Source organism: Microvirga zambiensis WSM3693, assembly GCF_016735695.1.
In the GTDB taxonomy this organism is placed as follows: Bacteria; Pseudomonadota; Alphaproteobacteria; order Rhizobiales; family Beijerinckiaceae; genus Microvirga; species Microvirga zambiensis.
Window position 1 is genome coordinate 12,149 of the sequence record NZ_JAERQD010000031.1, and the last position, 21,221, is coordinate 33,369.

Here is a 21,221-nt window from a genome sequence, read left to right on the forward strand (position 1 = left end):
GGTGGCGGAACCGCGGACTCCGGGGGAAGAACGTCTCGCTCAGCTTGCCGAACCTGAAAAAGAGGTTGCGGCAGGGACCCGCGCACTTGTCGTCGGTCCTTATCTGACCCGCAAGCGACGGATTTCCGCAGATGCAGACGGCGAGGGGGGCAATCCGCGCCCTCCCGAAGCGCGTCTCGACGAGATTGCGGGCCTTGCCCTCGCCATCGACCTCACCGTCATCGATTCCGTCATTGCCCCCTTAAGTTCGCCGCGGCCCGCGACCTTCATCGGCAGCGGCAAGGTGGACGAGCTCGCCGGCATCGTCCGGGCGGAGGAGATCCGTCTCGTGGTGATGGATTGCGCGCTGAGCCCGGTGCAGCAGCGCAATCTGGAAAAGGCCTGGGGCGCCAAGGTCATCGACCGCACGGGCCTCATCCTCGAAATCTTCGGCCGGCGCGCCCGCACCAAGGAGGGCACGCTCCAGGTCGAGCTGGCGCACCTGTCCTACCAGAAGGGGCGCCTGGTCCGCTCCTGGACCCATCTCGAGCGCCAGCGCGGCGGTTTCGGCTTCCTCGGTGGTCCGGGCGAGACGCAGATCGAAGCCGACCGGCGCCTGATCCAGGAAAGGATGAACCGGATCGAGAGGGACCTCGAGGGCGTCGTGAGGACCAGGTCCCTGCACCGCACGAGCCGCCGACGGGTGCCGTATCCGATCGTCGCCCTCGTCGGCTACACCAATGCCGGCAAATCGACCCTGTTCAACCGCATGACCCAAGCCGATGTCCTGGCCGAGAACATGCTCTTTGCGACCCTCGATCCGACATCCCGCGCCATCGAGCTGCCGCATGGAGAAAAGGCGATCCTCTCGGATACCGTCGGCTTCATCTCGGACCTGCCGACCATGCTGGTGGCGGCGTTCCGTGCGACCCTCGAAGATGTGGTCGAGGCCGATGTTCTGCTGCATGTCCGGGACGTCTCCCATGGGGAGACCGAGGCCCAAGCCGGCGACGTCGCGATCGTGCTGCGCGAGCTCGGCATCGACCCCGACGATACGAAACGCATCGTCGAGGTCTGGAACAAGGCCGATCTTCTCTCCGCCGGAGAGCGCGAGCGGCTCGCCACGGCATCGCACAGGACAGGCGAGGAGAGGCGGCCGATCCTCATCTCGGCCCTGACAGGCGACGGAATCCCTGAGCTCCTGGCCACCATCGAGCAGCATCTCGCCATGGGCCGGAAGACCTACGAGGTCGATGTTGCGCCCGAGGACGGGCAGGGGCTGGCCTGGCTTCACGAGAACACGGAGATCCTGGACCGCGAAAGCCAGGAGAACGGGCATACCATTCTGCAAATCCGCATCGTTGCCGGCAAGGAGCCCCGCTTTCTAAACCGCTTCCCGGACGCCCGCACCCTATGAGGACGAGCCGGGCTCCCGCTCGGCGTGCTTGGCCGCGATCCAAAGCTCCTCCATCTCTTCGAGGGACGCGTCGTCGAGGCTCCGATCCTGCGTTCCGAGAGCGGTCTCGATGGAAGCGAAGCGACGCTCGAACTTGGCGTTCGTACGCCTCAGGGCGCGTTCCGGATCGATTCCGAAATGGCGGGCGAGGTTGGTGACGGAGAACAGAAGATCCCCAATCTCATCCTCGATCCGATCTCTCGCGCCGGATGAGGAGGCTTCCTTAACCTCCTCCAGCTCCTCGTGAATCTTGTCGATGACTTGTGCCGCTTCAGGCCAGTCGAAGCCAACCTTCGCTGCCTTGGCGGTGAGCTTCTGCGCCCGGGTCAGGGCGGGTAGGGCCGTTGGGATACCGCCGAGAAAGCCTGCCTCGTGAGCCTCGGGACCCTGCCCCATGCGCTCCCGGGCGGCTCGGCGCTCGGCCTTCTCCTCGGCCTTGATCGAATCCCAAAGGCGTTTCACCTGTTCGGGCGATAGATTCCTGGTGTCGCCGAAAACATGCGGATGCCTCCGAATGAGCTTTCGCGTGATGGCGTCGACCACGTCGCCGAAGGCGAAGGAGCCTTGCTCCTCGGCCATGCGGGCATGGAAAACCACTTGAAGCAGCAAGTCGCCGAGCTCGTCGCGCAGATCCGCAACATCGCCACGCTCGATGGCGTCCGCGACCTCGTAGGCTTCCTCGATGGTGTAGGGCGCAATCGACGCGAAATCCTGCTCCAGATCCCAGGGGCAGCCGGTTCCGGGCGTGCGCAGAGCCGCCATGATCTCGATGAGCCGCGCGATGTCTGAGGAAGGCTTCATGATGGATTCCCGATCTTTATCCGTGTCATAGCCTGAGGACGTGACGCTGAGCTAGCCGGATTGGTGTCACGCGCGCGAGTTGGCGCTATACGAGCGAAACGAGATTCTTCGAGAGAACGGGAAATCCTATGAAAGCGCGAGTCAAACTGGTCGACGGCATGATGTTCGTGGGCGAATCCGGCACGGGCCATGCGGTCGTCATGGACGCCGCTCCCGAGTACGGCGGGCGTAACCTCGGCATCCGCCCGATGGAAATGCTGCTGATCGGGCTTGGCGGCTGCACGGCCTTCGACGTGGTGCAGATTCTGCGCAAGGGCCGCGAGAACGTCACGGATTGCGAGGTCGAGGTCACGGCCGAGCGCGCCGAGACGGACCCCAAGGTGTTCACGGCGATTCATATGGAATATCGCGTCAAGGGCAGGGATCTCACACCGGCAAAGGTCGAGCGGGCGATCCAGCTTTCCAAGGAAAAGTACTGCTCCGCCTCGATCATGCTGGGCGCCGTGGCCAAGATCACCCACAACTGGACCGCAATCGACGAGGCGGCGGAAACCGCGGCCTGAACCGGCAGCCGGTCACGGATGGGTTCGACAGGCGTCGGCGTCGCAGTCAGTTTGAAGAACTGCACAGATGGCGGAGGTCGAGCAGTTGCTGGAACTCGGCGCCAGTCGCTTCGACTGGCGATATCCGGAGGGCGCGGACTATGTCGTCCTGGCTGACCCGGACGGCAACGCATTCTGCGTCGTTCAGAAGTGACGACCGGCTGAGTCCGTGTGGCCTAAGTCTGCGAACCATTTTGATCGTCGAGGACGAACCGCGCGTGAGATCGATGCCGGGGAGAGAGGCGCGTTGAGCCGATAGGAGGGCGCCTCGCCCAGCCCATATCAATTTCGCATAAGATATATTATGGAACTTAAATTGGTCAATTCCTTCAGGGGGATAGACTTCGGGCCGCATCCGGTCGCGTTCGCCTCGTCGATCCACCGATGATGTCGGCGGTCGCTTTGCCGTTCACGGCATCTCGATCTGCAGCCCGTCATAGGCCGGCTCGATATGCGGCGGCAGTTCGCGGCGCAGCGTCTCGTAGTCGAGATCCGTGTGGAGGTTCGTCAGGATGGCCCGCTTGGGCTTGACCTTCCCGATCAGTTCCAATGCCTCCGACACGGAGAAATGCGTGGGATGCGGCGTGTAGCGCAAGGCGTCCAGGATCAGGACGTCGAGACCTTCCAGGCTCCGCACGCTTTCCTCCGGCATCTGGCTGACATCCGGCGCGTAAGCCAGGCCGCCGAACCGGAAGCCCATGGCGTCGATGTCACCGTGGACCATCCTGAACGGCAGGGCCTCGATGGAACCTCCCGGGCCTGGCACGGCCGTCGTGACGCCGATCTGCAGATGGCGCATCTTCAAGATCGGCGGATAGGAGCTGCCGGCCGGCGTATCGAAGCAGTAGCCGAAGCGCATCTGGAGCAGCTCGCTTGTCATCCGGTCGGCATAGACCGGAATGCGCTGGCGCTGGACAAGGGCGAGCGGCCGAAGGTCGTCGATCCCATGGATATGGTCGGCATGCTCATGGGTATAGAGAACGGCATCCAGGCGTCGCACATCGGCCCCGAGAAGCTGATCGCGCAGATCCGGCGTGGTATCGACCAGTACGGTGGTTTTGGTGCCCTCCGGTCCGGTTCTTTCGAGCAGGATCGAGCAGCGCCGCCGCCGGTTCTTCGGATTCGAAGGGTCGCAGGCGCCCCAGCCGACGCCGACGCGCGGCACGCCGGCGGAAGACCCGCAGCCGAGGATCGTAACCCGCAGCGTCATGAGGCCAGCACCTGGCCCTGGGCGATATCGGCAGCCGAAGCTTTGGCGAACAGGCGATAGAAATTGGCTGTCGTCAGTTCCGCGGCCGCCTGATCGGTCACGCCGATGACCTCGGCCAGCACGTGAGCGGTATGCGCCACATAAGCCGGCTCGTTGGTCTTGCCGCGATGTGGAACGGGAGCGAGGTAGGGCGCGTCCGTCTCGACCAGGAGGCGATCATGCGGCACGTTCGCCGCGATCCGGCGGATATCGTCGGAATTCCTGAACGTCAGGATGCCGGAAAAGGACACGTAGAAGCCGAGCTCGACACCCACCTGGGCCAGCTTTTCACCTGACGAGAAGCAGTGGAGAACCGCATCGAAGCGCCCTCGCCCCGTTTCCTCAGTCAGGATCCCGATCATGTCGTCGTCGGCATTCCGCGCATGGATGATGAGCGGCAACCCGGTGTCGCGCGCGGCCGCAATATGGGTGCGGAAGACACGCTGCTGCACGTCGTGCGGGCTCTTGTCGTAGTGATAGTCGAGGCCGGCTTCGCCGATAGCGATGCAGCGCGGATGACGGGACAGATCGATGAGCCGCTCCGCAGGAATATCTGGCTCCAAGGCTGCATTGTGCGGATGCGTCCCGACCGTGAAGAAGACGCTCTCATGGGCCTCGGCGAGAGCCCGATAGGCCTCGAAGCGCGCCACGTGGGTCGAGATCGTCACCATCCGGCCAACGCTTGCAGAGGCAGCCGAGGCCAAAACCTCGGGGAGGCGGCTCTGAAAATCCGGGAAGTCCAGGTGGCAATGGCTGTCGACCAACATCGGTGAAGGCGCCCTCCTCTGCGGCGGCAAGCGGCATAGGCTGCATAGATCGGATCAGTGCCGTCGTCTACCGGCGCACGCCCTGCGCGGTCGGCACGGGCTCCTCGTCCTCTTTGCTTTCCTTGCGTACCATGGTGCGCAGCCGCTCCTGATGCCGGCGAACAGGCATCTCGTCATGTTCCTGCGGCCTGATCACGGGCACCGTCAGGCACACGCTCTGAGCGGGCAGCACGTCGCACCAGTCCTTGATCAGCTGCTTGTAGCAGCGTCCGACCGGCCGGATGTTGCGGTCGAGATCGTAGAGTCCGACCGGCGTGACGCGGTTGTTTTCCTCCCGCAGGGCCGTGTCCCAATCCATCTGGTCCGTGAGCGAGTACCAGGTGAAGCCGACGATCGGCACGCCGTTGTTGCGGACCCTCAGCACGTTCGCCCATTGCTTCCAGAGCCAGTTGACGGCCTCGTCGCCATTCGGGCCTTCCATGAGGTTTGTCTCGGTGTGCATCACGGGAAGCCGGTAGCGTTCGTAATACTGGCGCGTGATTTCATCGTAGCCGAACACGTCGCCGGCGGCCCGCGTCGAGCCGTCCGCGCAGACCCGATGCTCGTTGGTGACGTAGTAGTCGTTTCCCATGATGCAGTGGTGGCGCAGCGACGAGCGGCTGAGGAAGAAATGGTACTCGTCCCGGCTCATGCCGTTGTCCATGAGAAACTCGTACATCTCCGAGTCGACGCGCTTCCCGTAATTCAGGTCGAGGGAAAGGTAGCGCCTGGCATTCATGATCTCGGCCGGCTTGATCGCGGCCGGGTTCTCGGCGTGGAAATATTCCGAGGACTCGCTCTGAATGAACAGGGCATCCGGGCGCACCTTCAGGATCCGCTCCATCGCGAGCACATTGGCCTTCACGATGTTCTTGAGCGCGGTCACGAAGCTCTGATCCGTCGTCATCTGCTCGTTCCACCAGCCATAGGCCGCCGAGAACTGCGCGCAGATGAACATCTCGTTGACCGGCGTATAGAGCTGCACCCAGGGAAAGCGCCGTGCGAAATCTTCGGCGTAACTCGCGAAAAGACTTGGGAAATCCGGGTTCTGGAAATTGCCGATCCAATCGGGAACGCCGAAATGGCACAGATCGACGATGGGAATGATGTTGCGGCGCTCGATCTCGCCGAAGGTCACGTCGGCGAAGGACCAGTCATAACGCCCCGGGCCGATGAACGTCTTGTGAAGCGGCGGCCCGTAGCGGAGAACCTGGATGTCGAGGTCTTCGAGAAGATCGAAATCCGTCCGCCAATAGGTGTAGTGGCCGCACTTCTCCATCTCGTCGATGCGGGTGCGGCCATTGTTGATGGTCGGGATGCTGTTCTCGATCCCGGTCGCGAACATGAAGGTGGTGAACATCGCGCGCTTCCGCCGAGGGCCCTTGCGGGCCGATCAAAGCGGATGCGTCAGGACGCCTCCGCCTCGATATAACGCGGGAAAATCGGCGCAGGTTGCGGCAGCGGAGTCCCGGGGACCAGACGGTGCTCCGGGCCGATGGCGGCCACCACCCTGCCCTCCGGCGCCACGGCCAGCAGATCGAGCAGCTTGGCGGCAGCCGTCGGGACGAATGGCTGAGCCAGGATGCCGACCGCCCGCAGAACTTCGGCCGTGACATAGAGAACCGTGTTCATACGCGCCGGATCGCTCTTGCGCAGCACCCAGGGCTCCTGGGAGGCGAAGTAGCGGTTGGCTTCCGCCACCACGGCCCAGATCTCGGCGAGCGTCGTATGGACGGCAAAGTCCTTCATCGCCGCCCTCGCCTTACCCGGCAGCGCATCGGCGAGCCACAGGATGTCCTGGTCGGCCTGGGTGAGCTCGCCCGGCTGCGGCACCTGGGCGTCGCAGTTCTTCGCGATCATCGACAGCGAGCGCTGCGCAAGGTTGCCGAGGTCGTTCGCCAGATCCGCGTTGATGCGGTTGACGATGGCCTCGTGGGAGTAGTTCCCGTCCTGGCCGAACGGCACTTCGCGCATGAAGAAATAGCGGATCTGGTCGACGCCGTAGATATCGGCGAGATCGAAGGGATCGACCACGTTGCCGACCGACTTCGACATCTTCTCGCCCTTGTTGAGCAGGAAGCCATGGCCGAAGACGCGCTTCGGCAGCGGCAGCTCCGCCGACATCAGGAAGGCCGGCCAATAGACCGTGTGGAAGCGCACGATGTCCTTGCCGATGATGTGCACGTCCGCCGGCCAGTAATGCCAGCGCGGATCGTTCTCGTTCGGAAAGCCGCATCCGGTCACGTAGTTGTTGAGGGCGTCGATCCACACATACATGACGTGCTTGGGAGCGTCGGGAACCGGAAGGCCCCAGTTGAACGTCGTGCGGCTGATCGAGAGGTCCTGAAGACCAGAGCGGACGAAGCTCGTGATCTCGTTGCGGCGGGTCTCCGGGCTGATGAAGTCCGGGTTGGCCTCGTAATGCGCGAGCAGGCGGTCCTGATAGGCGGAGAGACGGAAAAAATAGCTCTCCTCTTCGATCCAGTCCACCGGCGTGCCGGTGGGCGCACGCCAGCTGCCGTCAGGCTGCTTGGTCAGCTCGCTCTCGTCGTAGTAGGCCTCGTCGCGGACCGAGTACCAACCCGAATACTTGGAGAGATAGATGTCGCCCTTCTCCTGCATCCGGCGCCAGAGTTCCTGCGTCGAGGGCAGATGATCGGCATCCGTGGTGCGGATGAAACGGTCATAGGAGCAGTCGAGCCGGTCGGCCATGGCCTTGAACTTGGCAGCCATCTCGTCGACGAAGGCCTTTGGCGTCGTGTTGTTCTTGTCAGCCGTCTGCTGGATCTTCAGACCGTGCTCGTCCGTGCCGGTCATGAAGAAGACGTCGTAGCCGTCGATGCGCTTGAAGCGTGCGATCGCGTCGGACGCGACGACCTCGTAGGCGTGGCCGATATGGGGCGCCCCGTTCGGGTACGAGATAGCCGTGGTGATGTAGAATTTCTGCTTGTCGGCCATATCGAATCCCTAAACTGAAACTTGGAAACCCTTCGGCTCCTGCGATGGAGGAGGCTTCAGGCCGCTCGCCGGACCGCGTCGGCAAGATCGTCGAACATCGTCAGGATGAAGGGCCGACGGTCGAGGTTGAACACGTCGATCTCGCGCGCCGAGCGGTCGATCTTCTCACACACCTCCACCAAGGGCGCAAGACGGGAAGCCCCAAGGCTCGCCCGCTCGTGAAGCTTCCCGGAAACCCAGCGCTGGACGGTATCCAGCGCGAGTTCGTAGCTATCGTCCGCATCGCGTCTGGCAAGAGCCTCTGCCAAGGCAAGGATCTGCTTGGGATCGGCTTTCGGCAATCCGTCGAGGAGCCTGGTGACCTGGTCGATGAAGGAGACCTTCTCCTCGTCGAGCAGTTCCAGGGTCCGCCGGACCGAGCCTTCGCCGTAGCGTAGCGCCTGGTCGACGACCGCATCGGGAATCCCGGCCCACGGCTCGCCGAGGGAGCGAATGGTCGCCCTGACGTCCCGATCCTCCAGCGGTCGCAGCAGAAGGCGCCGGCAGCGGGAGCGGATGGTGGGTAGAACCCTTTGAGGGGCGTGGCTGACGATCAGGAACAGAGACCGCGGAGGCGGCTCCTCGATCACCTTGAGCAGGGCGTTGGCGCTCGAGATCGTCAGATCCTCTGCGCAGTCGACGATGCAGACCCGATAGCCCCCATCGGCGGCGGTCGAGCCGAACATGGAGAGCGCCCGCCGGACGGCCTCGACCGGAATGGTGGCCGAGGGCCCCTTCTTGTCCGTCGCCGGGGCACGGCGCAGCACGGAGAGATTGGGGTGCGAGAGAGCCGCAACCTGTCGCGCGGTGTTCGAACCGGATGGGACGTCGAGATTCCGAACCGCCCTGTCGGATCTCTTCTCGGGATCGAGCACAGCCCGGGCGACGCGATAGGCGAGGGTCGCCTTGCCGATGCCCTGGGCTCCGCCGATCAGCCAGGCGTGATGAAGACGACCGCTGCGCAGCCCCTCCAGAAAGGCCCCCTCGCCTTCCTCGTGTCCGAAAAAGGCGAACTGCTCCCGCGGATGCGGCGCACCCTCGAACTGATCCGGTTCGGCGATGTCCTGATCGTCACGCGACATCGAGAGGCCTCAGCGCATGGTCGGTCATTTGCGGAAGCCGCTCACGGAGGGTGGCCCAGATGGAGGCCTCGACTTCATCCGGATCCCGGTTCGCATCGATGACGACGCACCGTCCCGGTTCAGCCTGGGCGATGGACAGATAGGCCTGCCGCAGGGATTGATGGAAGGAGATGTCCTCCTCCTCGAACCGATCCGCGCCCTCGCCTTTTCCGGCCTGCCGCGCCCCTGCCCTTGCGAGCCCGACTTCGGCGGGAAGATCGAGGATGAGCGTCAGGTCGGGCCTCACTCCGCGCAAGGTCACTTTTTCCAGCTGGTCGATCAAACCCTTGTCGATGTTGCCTACGGAGCCCTGATAAGCCCGCGTCGAATCCGCGAAACGGTCGCACAGAACATGGGTACCGCGCTCGAGCGCGGGAACGATGGTCTTGTCAAGATGATCGATGCGGGCCGCGGCAAACAGCAGGGCTTCGGCGAAGGGCCCGAGATGCTTGGCATGACCACCGAGGATGAAGGCGCGGATCTCTTCCGCATGAGGCGAGCCGCCCGGTTCTCGGGTCACGAGGACGGGTTGCGCGAGTTTCTCGAGCCGGTTCTTCAGTCTCTCGATCTGGGTCGACTTGCCTGCACCCTCCCCGCCTTCGAACGTGATGAAGCAGCCTGCCATCAGATTCCTTCGACGAGGCTCGTGAATGCGCGGCGGACCCAGCCCGTGCTGAATTCCAAAAGGCCATCCAGAGCCCGCTGGCTCAGGGTGCCTTCCTGGATGTCCTCATTGGCATAAAGCGGCATTTCGACGGCCTGCATGTCCCCACGATTGACCTGAAGCCGGGCCACTTCGGTCCCCTTCTGGACAGGGGCTTTCAGCGGACCGGTGTAGACGATGCGAGCGGTGACCCGCTCGCCGTCGCCACGGGGAACAAGTACACGAACAGGCTTCTGGGAGACAAGCGGAAGCGACCGTCTGTTCCCACCGAAAACCTGGGCCTCGCCGACGACCTGGCCCGCAGCGAAGAGCTGTTGGGATTCGAACGCCCTGAACCCCCAATCGAGCAGCTTGCGCGATTCCGCCGCCCGGTCCTTGGCGGTCTTGAGACCGTTCACGACCACGATCAGACGCTGATCGTTCTGAACCGCCGAGCCGATGAGACCGAAGCCGGACTCGTCGATGTTGCCGGTCTTCAGGCCATCCGCGCCGATGTCCAGGAACAGCAGCGGATTGCGGTTCTGCTGGCGGATCTTGTTCCAGGTGAATTCGCGCTCGCCGAAGATCTTGTAGAGGTCGGGATAGGTCTCGATGATGTAGAGGGCGAGCTTGGCCAGATCGCGAACCGTGGTCTTCTGCTCCGGATGGCCGTAGCCGGTGGCGTTGCGGAAGGTGGATTTCGTCAGGCCGATCTGCTTGGCGCGCTCGTTCATCTTGCGGGCGAAATTGTCCTCCGTCCCGGAAATGCCCTCCGCGATGGCGATGGCGGCGTCGTTGCCGGACTGAACGATCAGGCCCCGCAACAGGTCTTCCAGCCGTACATTGGTGTTGACCCTGGCGAACATGGCCGAGCCGCCGGAGCCCGCTCCTCCTTTGCGCCAGGCATTCTCGGAGATCATGAACTCGCTGTCGAAATTCAGGCGGCCGCTTTTGATTTCGTTGAACACGACCTCCGCCGTCATGGTCTTGGCCATGCTCGCAGGCGCCGTCAGTTCGTCGGCATTCTTCTCGAAAAGAACCGCATGGCTTTCGGCGTCCATCAGGATCGCAGTCGGTGCAATCGTCTGAAAGCCCTGCGCCCGCGCCGCCTGTGGCCAGGCGACAGCCAGGGAAACGGCACTCCAGACAAGACCGATCGTCGCCAGGAACTGGGCGACCTTAACGTGACGCATTGTCGACATCTCCGGGTTATTCCCCTAGGAGACCTCGAATCTGTAGCGCGTCAACAGCAAATCAACGCGCGGCTACGCTCGCCTGTGCGCGTTGTTACATTCCATCACGAGAGTGTGTTGTCCGGCGCCTAGCGCAGGACGAACTTCGACGAGCCGGAGGTCGAGTAGGCGTTGGTCTTCTGGAACCCGGACTGCGTCTCGTACAGGCTCGCCACGACCGGCCTCGAGGCCGGATTGGCGGCGCTGATCCTCGCCACGGGGCTCGCCGCGCCCGGGATCGTGCCGAGATCGAAGGGCCGCTCGGGCGGCAGCGGGACATTGCTGGCGACTGCGCCCGACGTGCTTGATTGGGTCGGACGGGCCGGCGTGGGATAAGCCTCGCTGTCAGGCTCGTAGGATCGCAGCGCGATCGCCTGACGCGGCGCGTTCGGCTGCGGCGCAGCCTGAGCGATCATCGTCGGGGCCGAGCGTGTCATGGTTGCCGGCTGGCCGTCCGTCCGGAGGCTGGCGAGCAGGATGCGGTCGTCGCTGCCGTTGGTGGAGGCACGGCCGACATATTCGACGCGCACCCGGGCCGTGCCCTGCTGCCTGAAGCCGAGAGCCGAAGCGGCACGCTCCGATACGTCGATGACCCGGTTGCCATGGAACGGCCCGCGGTCGTTGACGCGGACGATCATGGAATGACCGTTCTGCAGGTTCGTGACGCGTGCGTAGCTCGGCAGCGGCATCGTTGTGTGCGCAGCCGCAACGGAATCGCGGTCGAAGATTTCGCCGTTGGCCGTCATGCGGCCATGGAAGCTGGGCCCGTACCAGGACGCCAGGCCCTCGGCTGCACGCGGCGTTTCGCTCGGAACATAGGTCCGGCCAGCAATCGAATAGGGCTTGCCGACCATCTCGCGGCCGCCGCCCTTCGGAACGGGCTGGCCGTCGGCAATCATCTTGGGGCTGGGTGCGACGCCGTATTTCGGATCGATGCCGCCACGGACATTCGATGAGCAATTGGCCGCCGTCAGGGCGATGGCCGTTACGCCTGCAATGCGAAGGAGGGTCCGATGATTCAAGGAGACGAGACCGTCCTTGCGCCCGGATGTCGCTTCTGCGCGATTACAATGCATGTGTCCTCGCAACCCTTTATCTGCACCATTCGTGGCACCGTCCCGGAGGTTGGCCCGGGCATCAAGCCAAGGTGCTTCGTTGAACCTTAAAGGAAGGTTAAACCGCTGCGCTTGTCAATGGCAAAGCCGCGGTTGGATTAACTCAGTTTCAGAATGTGAAAAGACACATATTTTCAGTGTCTTACTTGAACATTCTCTCGTTTAGCTTGAATTTCATCGGCGCCGGCTTCCCTGCCTTGAAAACGTTGAGGAAGGTGAGACCCTGGCTGCCTTCCGCGGAAGGAGGTCAAATTTTAATAGCAAAAACAAGAACTTGGCCTGTGATCACCGTTTCGGAGAGCCTTTCCTGCATCGAACAGTGAGGCAGATGGTCGGCAGGAAGGAAGCCGAAGGAGCATTTTGCGGCGGTTTGGTTAATGAGATCATGGCGGAGAGGGTGGGATTCGAACCCACGGTGGGCTTGCACCCACGGCGGTTTTCAAGACCGCTGCCTTAAACCACTCGGCCACCTCTCCGGAGGAGCAGGAAACCCGCCCCGACCAGTGCTCCTCTCTAAGGCCGCAGGACAGCGGGCGTCAACTGACACCCGCTGTCCTCAGAGGCAAGCTAATAAATCACTCACCTCATCCTGAGGAGCAGCGAAGCTGCGTCTCGAAGGAGAATTCAGCGATCTCTGGAGACGCCCTCGTCCTTCGAGATACCGCCTGCGGCGGCCCTCAGGATGAGGGCTAAGGGGCAAAACTCTTGTCGTGCAAAACTCTCAGGACCATTGCAGCCGCGAGGCGTCCGCCTGGAAGTCGTCGAGAGGCTGGACATGATCCGCGGCTGGCTGATCGAGGTCCGGAGTCGGATGTGCTCCGGAGGCGGAGGCATCTCCTGCGCCGATTTGGTCGGTCCAAGCCGCCCCCGCGCCATGGCTCGGATCCGACACTCCGTCCGCCATGAGCAGAAGCATGTCGGAACCAGCCAGATCCTGCATCGTCCCTGCCCCGTCGGCGGAAGCCGCCATAACCGAGGCCTCGCTGGAAGCGTCCACGATGACCTCGACGCTTCTCTCAGCTGAGGCCGCTCCCTCGCTGTCGATCAGAGTCACCCCGAGACTGCGGCTGCCGGCGGCAAGGCCGGATGCGTCGCCGCTCTCGAGCACCAGAGCCTCAAGTACCGACGAATAGGTTTCGGGTGTCGCGTGGCCGCTGAGCGTCAGGGTTCCGGTCCCGGCGGCATAGCCGCCTCCAACGATCTCGATACCCGTGTCGCCGATCATCGTGCGCCCGTTCTCCTGATGGAGGACGAAGCCGTCGAGATCGAGCCGGTCGCCGGGCTGAGCGCCGGACAGCGTGATGGTCGCGCCACCAAGATGCGCACTGTCGATATCCTCAGCCTCGGCACCACCGATCGCATGTGCTTGGTGGGAACCGGCTTCCGCATGATCGGGCGCCACCAGCGCGAGCTCCGGTGCGTCGTTCACGGCGTCGACGGTTACGGTAAACGCGGTGGTGGTCGTCGCCGTCTGGCCCGTGGATTCCCGGCTCGTCGCCTGGAGGGTCAGGTTCAGCGTTCCATTCCAATCCTGTGGCGGCATGAGCTGGAGGCTGGGCAGGCTGGCGGCCGGCACAGTCCACGCGCCGCCTCCGGCGGCAGTGCCATGCGAGAGGGTGAAGCCGTCATGCACGCCGAGAATCGTGACGGTCAGAGCCTCGGAACCGTCGGTGTCGACGAGCACGGCCGAGAGATTCAGCGCAATGGCGTGATCCTCGAGCCCGCTCGAATCTCCCGCGACAACCACCGGCGCGTCGGCAACGGCCGCGACGGCGACGCTATGCGTACCGGTGATCTCCCGGCTCACAGAAGTCCCGTTGCCGCTGTCGGTGATCGTCGCCTTCAGGGTGAGCGTGAAATCCGCATCGCTATTTTCGGCTGGCAGGATCGTCACCAGCCCGGCACGCAGATCGGCCGTTGCCACCTGCCACAGGCCCGGGCTGAGCTCCGTTCCCAGATTGAGGCTCGCGCCCTGCGGCATGCCGGAAACCTGCGTGAATTCCGACCAGGTCTCAGAACCGTCATTGTCCGTAAGCGTGAAGGTCGGCTTGAGGAGGATCGCGGTATCCTCCGAGCCGGCGCTCGATCCGGCAATCGTGCCGGCATCAGCAACAGGGTCGAGGCTGACCGTGAAGTCGACGGATGTCCGGGCGCTCGATCCCCCTGTACTCTCCGCGGCGATGCCGGTGAGTGTGAGGGTAAAGGATCCTGAAACCTGTGCCGGCGGAATGAAGGTCACGCCGCTGAGCTGCGCTGGCGTGAGCAGCCATGAGCCGTCGGCCTGTTTGGTGCCCGCGCTGAGACTCGCGCCAGCCGGCAGCCCGCTGAGCACGAAGTTGAGGCTCTCCGACCCATCCGTATCGATCAGCGCGCCGCCCAGACCGGTAAGCCTGATCGACGTGTCCTCGCTGCCCGAGAAGTTCACCACGGTCACGGAAGGCGCATCGGCGACGGCATCGACCTGCACACGGAAAGTGGCTTCGGTCGTGGCCGTCTCGCCACTCGTCTCACGGCTGGTGGCGCGCAGCGTCAGGCCGAAGGATCCGGAGAAGTTCTGCGGCGGCGTGACCGCGAGGTTCGGCAGGTCGGATGGCGACACGAGCCAGCTTCCATCCGGCTGGCGTGTGCCGTGCGAGAGGAAGGCGCCCGAGGGCATTCCCGAGATCACCACGGACAGCGTCTCCGAGCCGTCGCGATCGGTCAGCAGCGCGGAAAGCTTCAGGCCGATCGGCTCGTCCTCACGGCCCGCTGCGTCGCGGGCGCTCACTACGGGTGCATCAGCCGTCGCACCCACGTGGATGTCGAAAGTCTCCGTCGTGGTTTTCACCGAACCGTTGGAGGTCTCGCGGGAATGCGCCAGCATGGTCAGCGCCATGGTGCCGCTCCAATCGCCTGGCGGCGTCACCGTCAGGCCGGCAAGCTGCGCGGGCGTCAGTGTCCAGCTGCCGTCGCCATTGTTGAGACCTGCGGAGAGGCGTGCGCCTTCCGGCAGACCTTCGATCACGATCGAGAGCACTTCGGAACCGTCGGTATCGGTCAGGGACGCCGAGAGGTTGAGCGCGATCCTGCCGTCTTCATTGCCCGTCGCGTCATGCACCGTCACGACCGGAGCATCGGCGCTCGGCGCAACGGAGATGGCAATCGTCCGGCTCGTCGCCAGCGTGTCGCCGTTGCTCGCCTCGCGCGTCGTCGCCTCGACGGTCAGCGTATACGTGCCGTACTTGTTCGGAGGCGGAACGAAATTCAGGCTTCCGAGATGGGCGGGATCGACTGACCAGCGCCCATTGCCTATGTCGGTGAGGCCCGTGCCTTCGAGGCGCGAGCCCGCCGGCAGGCCCGAGATGACGACGGCCGCAACCGACTCGCTGCCGTCCCTGTCGCTCAACCCAACGCTCAGATTGAGCGGAACCGCTACATCCTCGACGCCGGCGGGCGGGGCGGCAGCGATGACGGCGCTGTCGGCCACTGCGGAGACGGTGACGTTGAGGTCGGATGTGGTGGTCGTCTGGCTGCCCGTGGCCTCTGTCGAAACCGCCGTCACACGCAGGCTGATCGTGCCAGAGAAATCCGCCGGAGGAAGGAGACTGACATTCACCAGCTGCTCCGGCCGCAGCACCCAGGTGCCGGTGAGAGGATCCCTCACGCCGACCGAGAGGCTCGCGCCTGCGGGAACACCATCGATGCGGATGCCGAGCGTCTCACGACCATTGTCCGAATCCGCCGTCCCGGCGGAGATCGATAACTGCACCGAGCGATCCTCGGCTGTCACCGCATCAGCGACCGCGAGCGCAGGCGCCTGCGCAACGGGTGCGCTACCAGGAACCGTGCCCGATCCGTCGCCTCCACCTCCTCCGCTCCCGCCTCCCGAGGGCGCGGTGATTGTGACCGTTACCTCTTCGGTGAGATGAGATTGGTCGCCTTCGCGCTCGACGGCAACGGCGGTGACCTTCAGATCGAAGCTGCCGCTGAAGCCGGCCGGCGGGCGGATCGAGAGGTCGGAAAGTGCTTCGACCGGAACCAGCCAGACGCCCTCGCCCGCCGGAATGCCGGCCGAGAGAACCGCACCGTTCGGTACGTCCCGAACCCACATATACAGGGATTCCGATCCGTCCGTATCGCCGGGTGTCGCGGCGATGTGAAGAGGGATCAACCCCTCGTCCGGATCGAAGCTGTTATGGCCAGTGCCGGTCGATTCCGTGAGTGTGAGCACGGGCGTGTCCGCATCGCCGGCCGGGTCCACCACCATGTGGCCGCCGATGGTCGCGCGGACGCCGCCCGTATCCTCGACGGTCATTTCGACGGTGAGCGTCGCAGCCTGATCGCTATCGTGCGGCATGGTCAGCGTCACGCCCGTCATCTGCGCGGCGGGAATCCGGTAGATGCCGTTTACGTCTGCAGCCAGGATCGTGCCGTCTGCAAGCTTCAGGACAGCGCCGTTCGGGACATTCCCGATCAGGATGTCGCCGACGACCTTTTCCGAATTGTCGCTGTCGCGCAGGCCGGGATCGAGACGCAGCGCGATGGGCTGGTCCTCCGTCCCCGCCATGGTGCCCCAATTGCCCGAATGTCCGTCGAGACCGCCGACGGCGGGGGTGTCGACCACCGCGACCACGTTGACCGGGAAGCGAACGGGCGTCTTCGCCTGATCGCCGCCATCGGCTTCCTGCGTGACGGCCGTCACGCGCAGCTCGATGGTGCCGGAGAAATCGCGTGGCGGAAGCAGCGTCGCCTGCCTCGCCTCTTCGGCCGTCAGCGACCATGTGCCTGGCCCGCGATAGGTCCCGTGGGAAAGCACGGCTCCTTCCGGAATGCCGGAGATGACGAAGCTCAAGGTCTCCGATCCATCCGCATCCGGCATGGTTGCGGACAGATTGAGGGCGATCGGGGTGTCCTCGAAGCCGGTCGCGCCCGTGACGTCCATGATGGGCGCGTCGGCCACGGCGCGCACGGTCACGTGAAGATCGAGCGGCTGGCTTTCGGCGGTGCTGCCATTGGGCTCAGCGGAAATGGCTGAGACCTTCAGGGTGAAGTCCTTGTCGGAATGCGCGGGCGGCGTGATGGTGAGGCCGTTCACCTGCGCCGGATCGACCAGCACGGAGCCATCGGCGGCGCGGACGAGCACGACGCTCCCTGCGCGCACGACCGCTCCCTCCGGAATGCCGGCAATCCTGAAGCCGACGATTTTTTCCGAGCCGTCGCGATCGGTCGTCCAGGCGGCCATGTTCAGCGGGATCGCCGTATCCTCGTCTCCCACCGAATGGTTGACGCGAAGCCCCGGGGCATCGGCCACGGCCTCGACCTTCACCTGGAAAGGCACTTCGGTCGATGCCTTGCTGCCGTTCGAGCTTTCAGACGCAGTGGCGCGGATTTTCAGGTCGATGGTGCCAGAGAAGTCGAGAGGCGGCTTGAGCGCGACCTGCGGCAGATCCTCCGTCCGCACGAGCCAGGAGCCGTCAGACTGCAACGTGCCCTTTGTCAGGGAGGCGTCTGCCGGCACGCCGTAGATCCGGACCGCCAGCGTTTCCGAGCCGTCCCTGTCGACAAGGGCGGCGGAGAGATTGAGCGAAATCTCGCCATCCTCGTTCCCCGAAACGCTGGTGGCGGTCACGCTCGGGGCATCGGCCACTGCATTGACCGTCACCCGGCTGGTTCCCGTCACCTCGCCGCTCACGGTCTTCCCGTTGCCGGTGTCCTGCAGGGTTGCGGTGAATGTGAGGGTGAAATCCTCGTCGCTGTGCGCCGGCGGCTTGATCTTCACCTGCCCGGACCGCAGATCCCCGGTCGGGACCGACCAGACACCCGGCTCAATCATGTTTCCGCGGTTGAGCGTTGCGCCGGAGGGTACGCCTGACACTCTCGTAAATTCGGACCAGGTCTCCGAATTGTCTTTGTCGGGCGTATCGTAAGTCGGCCTGATCGTGATCCAGCTGTCTTCGTTGCCGGCGGCAGAGCCGGTGATGGAACCGGCATCGAGCACGGGATCGAGATTGACCGTGAAGCTGGCCGAATTGCGCGCGCTCGGCACGCCCGGCTCACTCTCGGTCGCAACGGCAGTCAGCGTAAGCTGGAACTGGCCGGAGCCATGCGGGGGGGGCGTAAGGATCAGCCCGCTCAGTTGTGCCGGCGTCAGCAGCCAGCTGCCGTCGGCTTGCTTCACACCGGCATTGAGCGTCGCGCCCGCCGGCACCGTCAGCAGGAAGCTCAGGCTCTCCGAGCCGTCGAGATCACGCAGGGCGCCGCCGAGGCCGGTGAGAGCCACAGGCTCGTCCTCGCGGCCGGAGAAGTTGGCGACGACCACATCAGGCGTATCCGCGACAGCGCCGACCTGGACGCGGAAGTCGGCAGCAATTGTCTCCGTATCACCGTTGGAGGATTCCCTGGTGGTTGCTTCCATGCGCAGATTGAGTGGCCCCGAAAAATCCCTCACCGGCGTCAGCTTCAGATGAGCGAGATCGGACGGTGACACACTCCAACTGCCATCCGCCTGACGGATGCCATGCGACAGCGACGCGCCGGCAGGCACCCCGAAGATGCTGACCGACAGAAGTTCGGAGCCGTCGCGGTCCTGCAGCGTCGCGGAGAGGTCGAGGGTGATGGCCGTGTCTTCCAGGCCGCGCACATCATGCGCGACCAGGACCGGCGCATCGGCGACGGCCTCTACCGAGACCTGGAAGCCGGCGCGCGTGGTCGCCGTCGACCCGTTCGAAATCTCGCGTGACTGGGCCACAAGGCTCAGCGCCATCGTGCCGCTCCAATTGGCGGGCGGCGTCAGCGTGAGACCGGCGAGCTGCGCTGGCGACACAGACCACGTGCCATCGCCGTTGTCCGTTCCCGCCGACAGGCGCGCACCCTGCGGCAGTCCCTCGATCGTCACGGACAGCACTTCGGAAGTGTCGGTATCGGTCAACATTGCGGAGAGGTCGAGCGCGATCGCCTGATCCTCCTGCCCCGCCGCATCATGCACAGCCACAGCGGGAGCATCGGCAACCGCCTCCACCGCCACATGGAACGGCGAATTGGTCGTCGCGGTGACGCCGTTCGCGCTCACCGAGGTGGCCCGAAGGGTCAGGTCGATCGTGCCGGAGAAATTCGCGGGCGGAAGAATCAACAGGTTCGGGAGATCGTTTGGATCAACTACCCAGCTGCCATCCGCCGCGCGGCTGCCATGCGATAGCGATGCGCCGGACGGGACACCCAGAACCGCGACCGAGAGAATTTCTGATCCGTCGGTGTCGGTCAGGGCCGCCGAGAGAGCGAGAGCGATCGACTCGTCCTCGCGCCCTGACGCGTCCTGTGTCGTCACCGATGGTGCGTCGGAGACATCGGCCACGACGACCTGAAAATCGACGCTTCGGACCGCCGTCGAGCCGTTCGAGGTCTCGTGCGCTGTGGCGCGGAGCGTCAGATCGATGGTTCCCGCGAAATCGGCAGGAGGCGTGATGAACACGTGAGCCAGATCGGCGGGAGAGACGCTCCAGCTGCCGTCGGGTTGCCGCGTGCCATGCGAGAGGCTCGCGCCATCGGGCACGCCGAGGAAGTTGACCGAGAGAACCTCCGAGCCATCGTTGTCGACGAGAGCGGCGGAAAGATTGAGCGGGATCGGCTGGTCCTCATCCCCTGCAGCGTTGCTCGCGGAGATAGCGGGTGCGTCGGCGATGGCATCCACGGTCACCGCATGCGTCCCGGTGACGACCCGGCTCACGCTCGTGCCGTTGCCGCTATCAGTCAGGGTCGTCGTCAGGGTCAGCGTGAAGTCCGCATCGCTGTGCACCGCCGGGCGCACGCTCACGAGCCCCCCGCGCAGATCCGCCGTCGAAACCTGCCAGACGCCCGGCGCGATTTCCGTGCCGCGGCTGAGCGTGGCTCCCGCCGGCACGCCTGCCACTTGCGTGAACTCCGACCATGTCTCCGAGCCGTCCATGTCGGGCGTCAGGAAGGCCGGCTGGACCAGGATCGGCGTGTCCTCCGCCCCTTGACTTGCGCCGCCAATGCTAGCGGCATCGACCCCCGGATCCAGGCTCACCACAAAGGAAGCCGATGTGCGGGCGCTCGGCACGCCGGCCTCGCTCTCCGTGGCGATGGCCGTGAGCGTGAGGTTGAATTGTCCCGAGAAATGGGCCGGAGGTGTGAGCGTCAGCCCTTCGAGCTGTGCCGGGCTGAGTGCCCAGCGCCCGCCGCCGAGAGAGGTGCCGGCACTGAGCGTCGTGCCTGCGGGAACGCCCGAGATCACGAAGCTGAGGCTCTCCGAGCCATCCGTATCACGCAAAGCCCCGCCGAGGCCTGCGAGGCTGACGGCCGCGTCTTCCTGGCCATGGGCGTCGGCGACCGCGACGCTCGGGGCATCGGCGACCGCATGGACCTGTACCTGAAACACGACTTCGGTCGCGGCCGTCTCACCGTTGGATTCCTGAGAGGTGGCACGCAGGGTAAGGTTGAAGGTACCGGAGAAGTTCTCCGGCGGAATGATCGCGAGATCGGCCAGATCGGCGGGAGAGACGCTCCAGCTGCCATCGGACTGACGCGTGCCGTGCGTGAGCGTGGCACCTTCCGGAACACCGAAAATCTTGATCGACAGCAGCTCCGAGCCATCGGTATCGGCGAGAGCCGCCGAAAGGTTCAAAGCAATCGGCTGATCTTCCTGCCCTTCCGCGTCGCCCGCTTGAACGAGGGGTGCTTCGGCGGTGAGGTCCTGCGGTTGTTCCTCAGCCGGCTCGTCTGTCGGTGGCTGCGGAAGCGCAACCTGATCGTCGGGCAGATCTGCGCCGGCCTTCACGGCCTCCGGGGCAAAGGCCACGGCCGCGGAGGTGTCAGGCACATAGCTCGACGAGCCCGAGGATATGGCAGCCTTCGGTGCAGGCGAGGATTGTGGTGCTGCCGGTGCCTGCATCGGTACGTCGTCGGACAGCGCCGCTTCGACCAGCGCGGGATTATCGTTCGACGGAGCGAGATCCATTTCACTCGAAGGTGCTTCTTCGCGCGCAACAGTCCCTTCCATCCGTTCGGTCGCAATTTGGAAGGGCCTGACGGAGGCCGTTCCCGATGGTGCCCCCGGCACCATGCCGAAGGCTGCGACCGCCTCGGTGCCACCGACGAGATTGCTGTTGGAACCTCCGTCACCGGCTGGAACCATGCGCTGCACGGCGCGCAGGGTGCGAAGGGCCTCTTCGTCGAGAACGCTGGCATCGAAGGGAATGGTGAGATCGGGCTGCTGGCTCATGGG

The 21,221-nt window shown here is 64.4% G+C and carries 13 protein-coding genes and 1 tRNA gene; 3 read left to right on the plus strand and 11 right to left on the minus strand.

Features of this window, described 5'->3' with window-relative positions; all coding sequences use genetic code 11:
• Nucleotide 1 precedes the first annotated feature (1 nt).
• A complete protein-coding gene (gene hflX / locus JKL46_RS21035) occupies nucleotides 2–1,396 on the plus strand; it encodes a GTPase HflX (protein WP_201836980.1) in 1,395 nt (464 codons plus the stop codon).
• Here the strand turns inward: hflX and mazG are convergent.
• Nucleotides 1,391–2,236, minus strand: coding sequence for a nucleoside triphosphate pyrophosphohydrolase (gene mazG / locus JKL46_RS21040; RefSeq protein WP_201836984.1), 846 nt, complete (start codon nucleotides 2,234–2,236; stop codon nucleotides 1,391–1,393). The two genes, hflX and mazG, sit on opposite strands and share 6 nt — an antisense overlap.
• 128 nt (nucleotides 2,237–2,364) lie before the next feature.
• On the opposite strand from mazG, the gene JKL46_RS21045 reads away from it, so the two are divergent.
• Both JKL46_RS21045 and JKL46_RS21050 read left to right on the plus strand, forming a co-directional pair.
• Complete coding sequence (locus JKL46_RS21045; protein WP_201836985.1) at nucleotides 2,365–2,799, plus strand: OsmC family protein; 435 nt, start codon at nucleotides 2,365–2,367, stop codon at nucleotides 2,797–2,799.
• Nucleotides 2,800–2,866: 67 nt separating this feature from the next.
• Complete coding sequence (locus JKL46_RS21050) at nucleotides 2,867–2,992, plus strand: VOC family protein (RefSeq protein ID WP_246529436.1); 126 nt, start codon at nucleotides 2,867–2,869, stop codon at nucleotides 2,990–2,992.
• Nucleotides 2,993–3,247: 255 nt separating this feature from the next.
• On the opposite strand, the gene JKL46_RS21055 is transcribed toward JKL46_RS21050, so the two are convergent.
• The 10 genes from JKL46_RS21055 to JKL46_RS21100 all read right to left on the minus strand — a co-directional run bounded on the left by JKL46_RS21055 (nucleotide 3,248) and on the right by JKL46_RS21100 (nucleotide 21,218).
• Nucleotides 3,248–4,048: an MBL fold metallo-hydrolase gene (locus tag JKL46_RS21055; protein WP_201836986.1), complete on the minus strand. Its 801-nt coding sequence runs from the start codon at nucleotides 4,046–4,048 to the stop codon at nucleotides 3,248–3,250.
• Nucleotides 4,045–4,854: a TatD family hydrolase gene (locus tag JKL46_RS21060; RefSeq protein WP_201836987.1), complete on the minus strand. Its 810-nt coding sequence runs from the start codon at nucleotides 4,852–4,854 to the stop codon at nucleotides 4,045–4,047. The genes JKL46_RS21055 and JKL46_RS21060 overlap by 4 nt, the downstream gene beginning before the upstream one ends.
• A gap of 67 nt (nucleotides 4,855–4,921) precedes the next feature.
• Entirely contained in the window at nucleotides 4,922–6,253 is a 1,332-nt protein-coding gene (locus tag JKL46_RS21065; RefSeq protein ID WP_201836989.1) for a family 1 glycosylhydrolase, read from the minus strand.
• A gap of 47 nt (nucleotides 6,254–6,300) precedes the next feature.
• Nucleotides 6,301–7,851 (minus strand): methionine--tRNA ligase, encoded by a 1,551-nt coding sequence (gene metG / locus JKL46_RS21070; RefSeq protein ID WP_201836991.1) that lies wholly within the window; start codon nucleotides 7,849–7,851, stop codon nucleotides 6,301–6,303.
• Nucleotides 7,852–7,907: 56 nt separating this feature from the next.
• Nucleotides 7,908–8,972 (minus strand): DNA polymerase III subunit delta', encoded by a 1,065-nt coding sequence (locus JKL46_RS21075; protein ID WP_201836993.1) that lies wholly within the window; start codon nucleotides 8,970–8,972, stop codon nucleotides 7,908–7,910.
• On the minus strand, nucleotides 8,962–9,636 hold the full coding sequence (gene tmk, locus JKL46_RS21080; RefSeq protein WP_201836995.1) for a dTMP kinase: 675 nt from the start codon (nucleotides 9,634–9,636) through the stop codon (nucleotides 8,962–8,964). The genes JKL46_RS21075 and tmk overlap by 11 nt, the downstream gene beginning before the upstream one ends.
• Complete coding sequence (locus tag JKL46_RS21085; protein ID WP_201836997.1) at nucleotides 9,636–10,847, minus strand: D-alanyl-D-alanine carboxypeptidase family protein; 1,212 nt, start codon at nucleotides 10,845–10,847, stop codon at nucleotides 9,636–9,638. Before JKL46_RS21085 ends, tmk begins: the two co-directional genes overlap by 1 nt.
• 128 nt (nucleotides 10,848–10,975) lie before the next feature.
• Entirely contained in the window at nucleotides 10,976–11,908 is a 933-nt protein-coding gene (locus tag JKL46_RS21090; protein WP_246529437.1) for a septal ring lytic transglycosylase RlpA family protein, read from the minus strand.
• Nucleotides 11,909–12,387: 479 nt separating this feature from the next.
• Nucleotides 12,388–12,477 (minus strand) — tRNA-Ser (locus tag JKL46_RS21095).
• Nucleotides 12,478–12,722: 245 nt separating this feature from the next.
• The gene (locus JKL46_RS21100; RefSeq protein WP_201837001.1) at nucleotides 12,723–21,218 is read right to left on the minus strand and encodes an Ig-like domain-containing protein; all 8,496 of its coding nucleotides are present in this window, start codon (nucleotides 21,216–21,218) and stop codon (nucleotides 12,723–12,725) included.
• Between the last annotated feature and the right edge of the window lie 3 nt (nucleotides 21,219–21,221).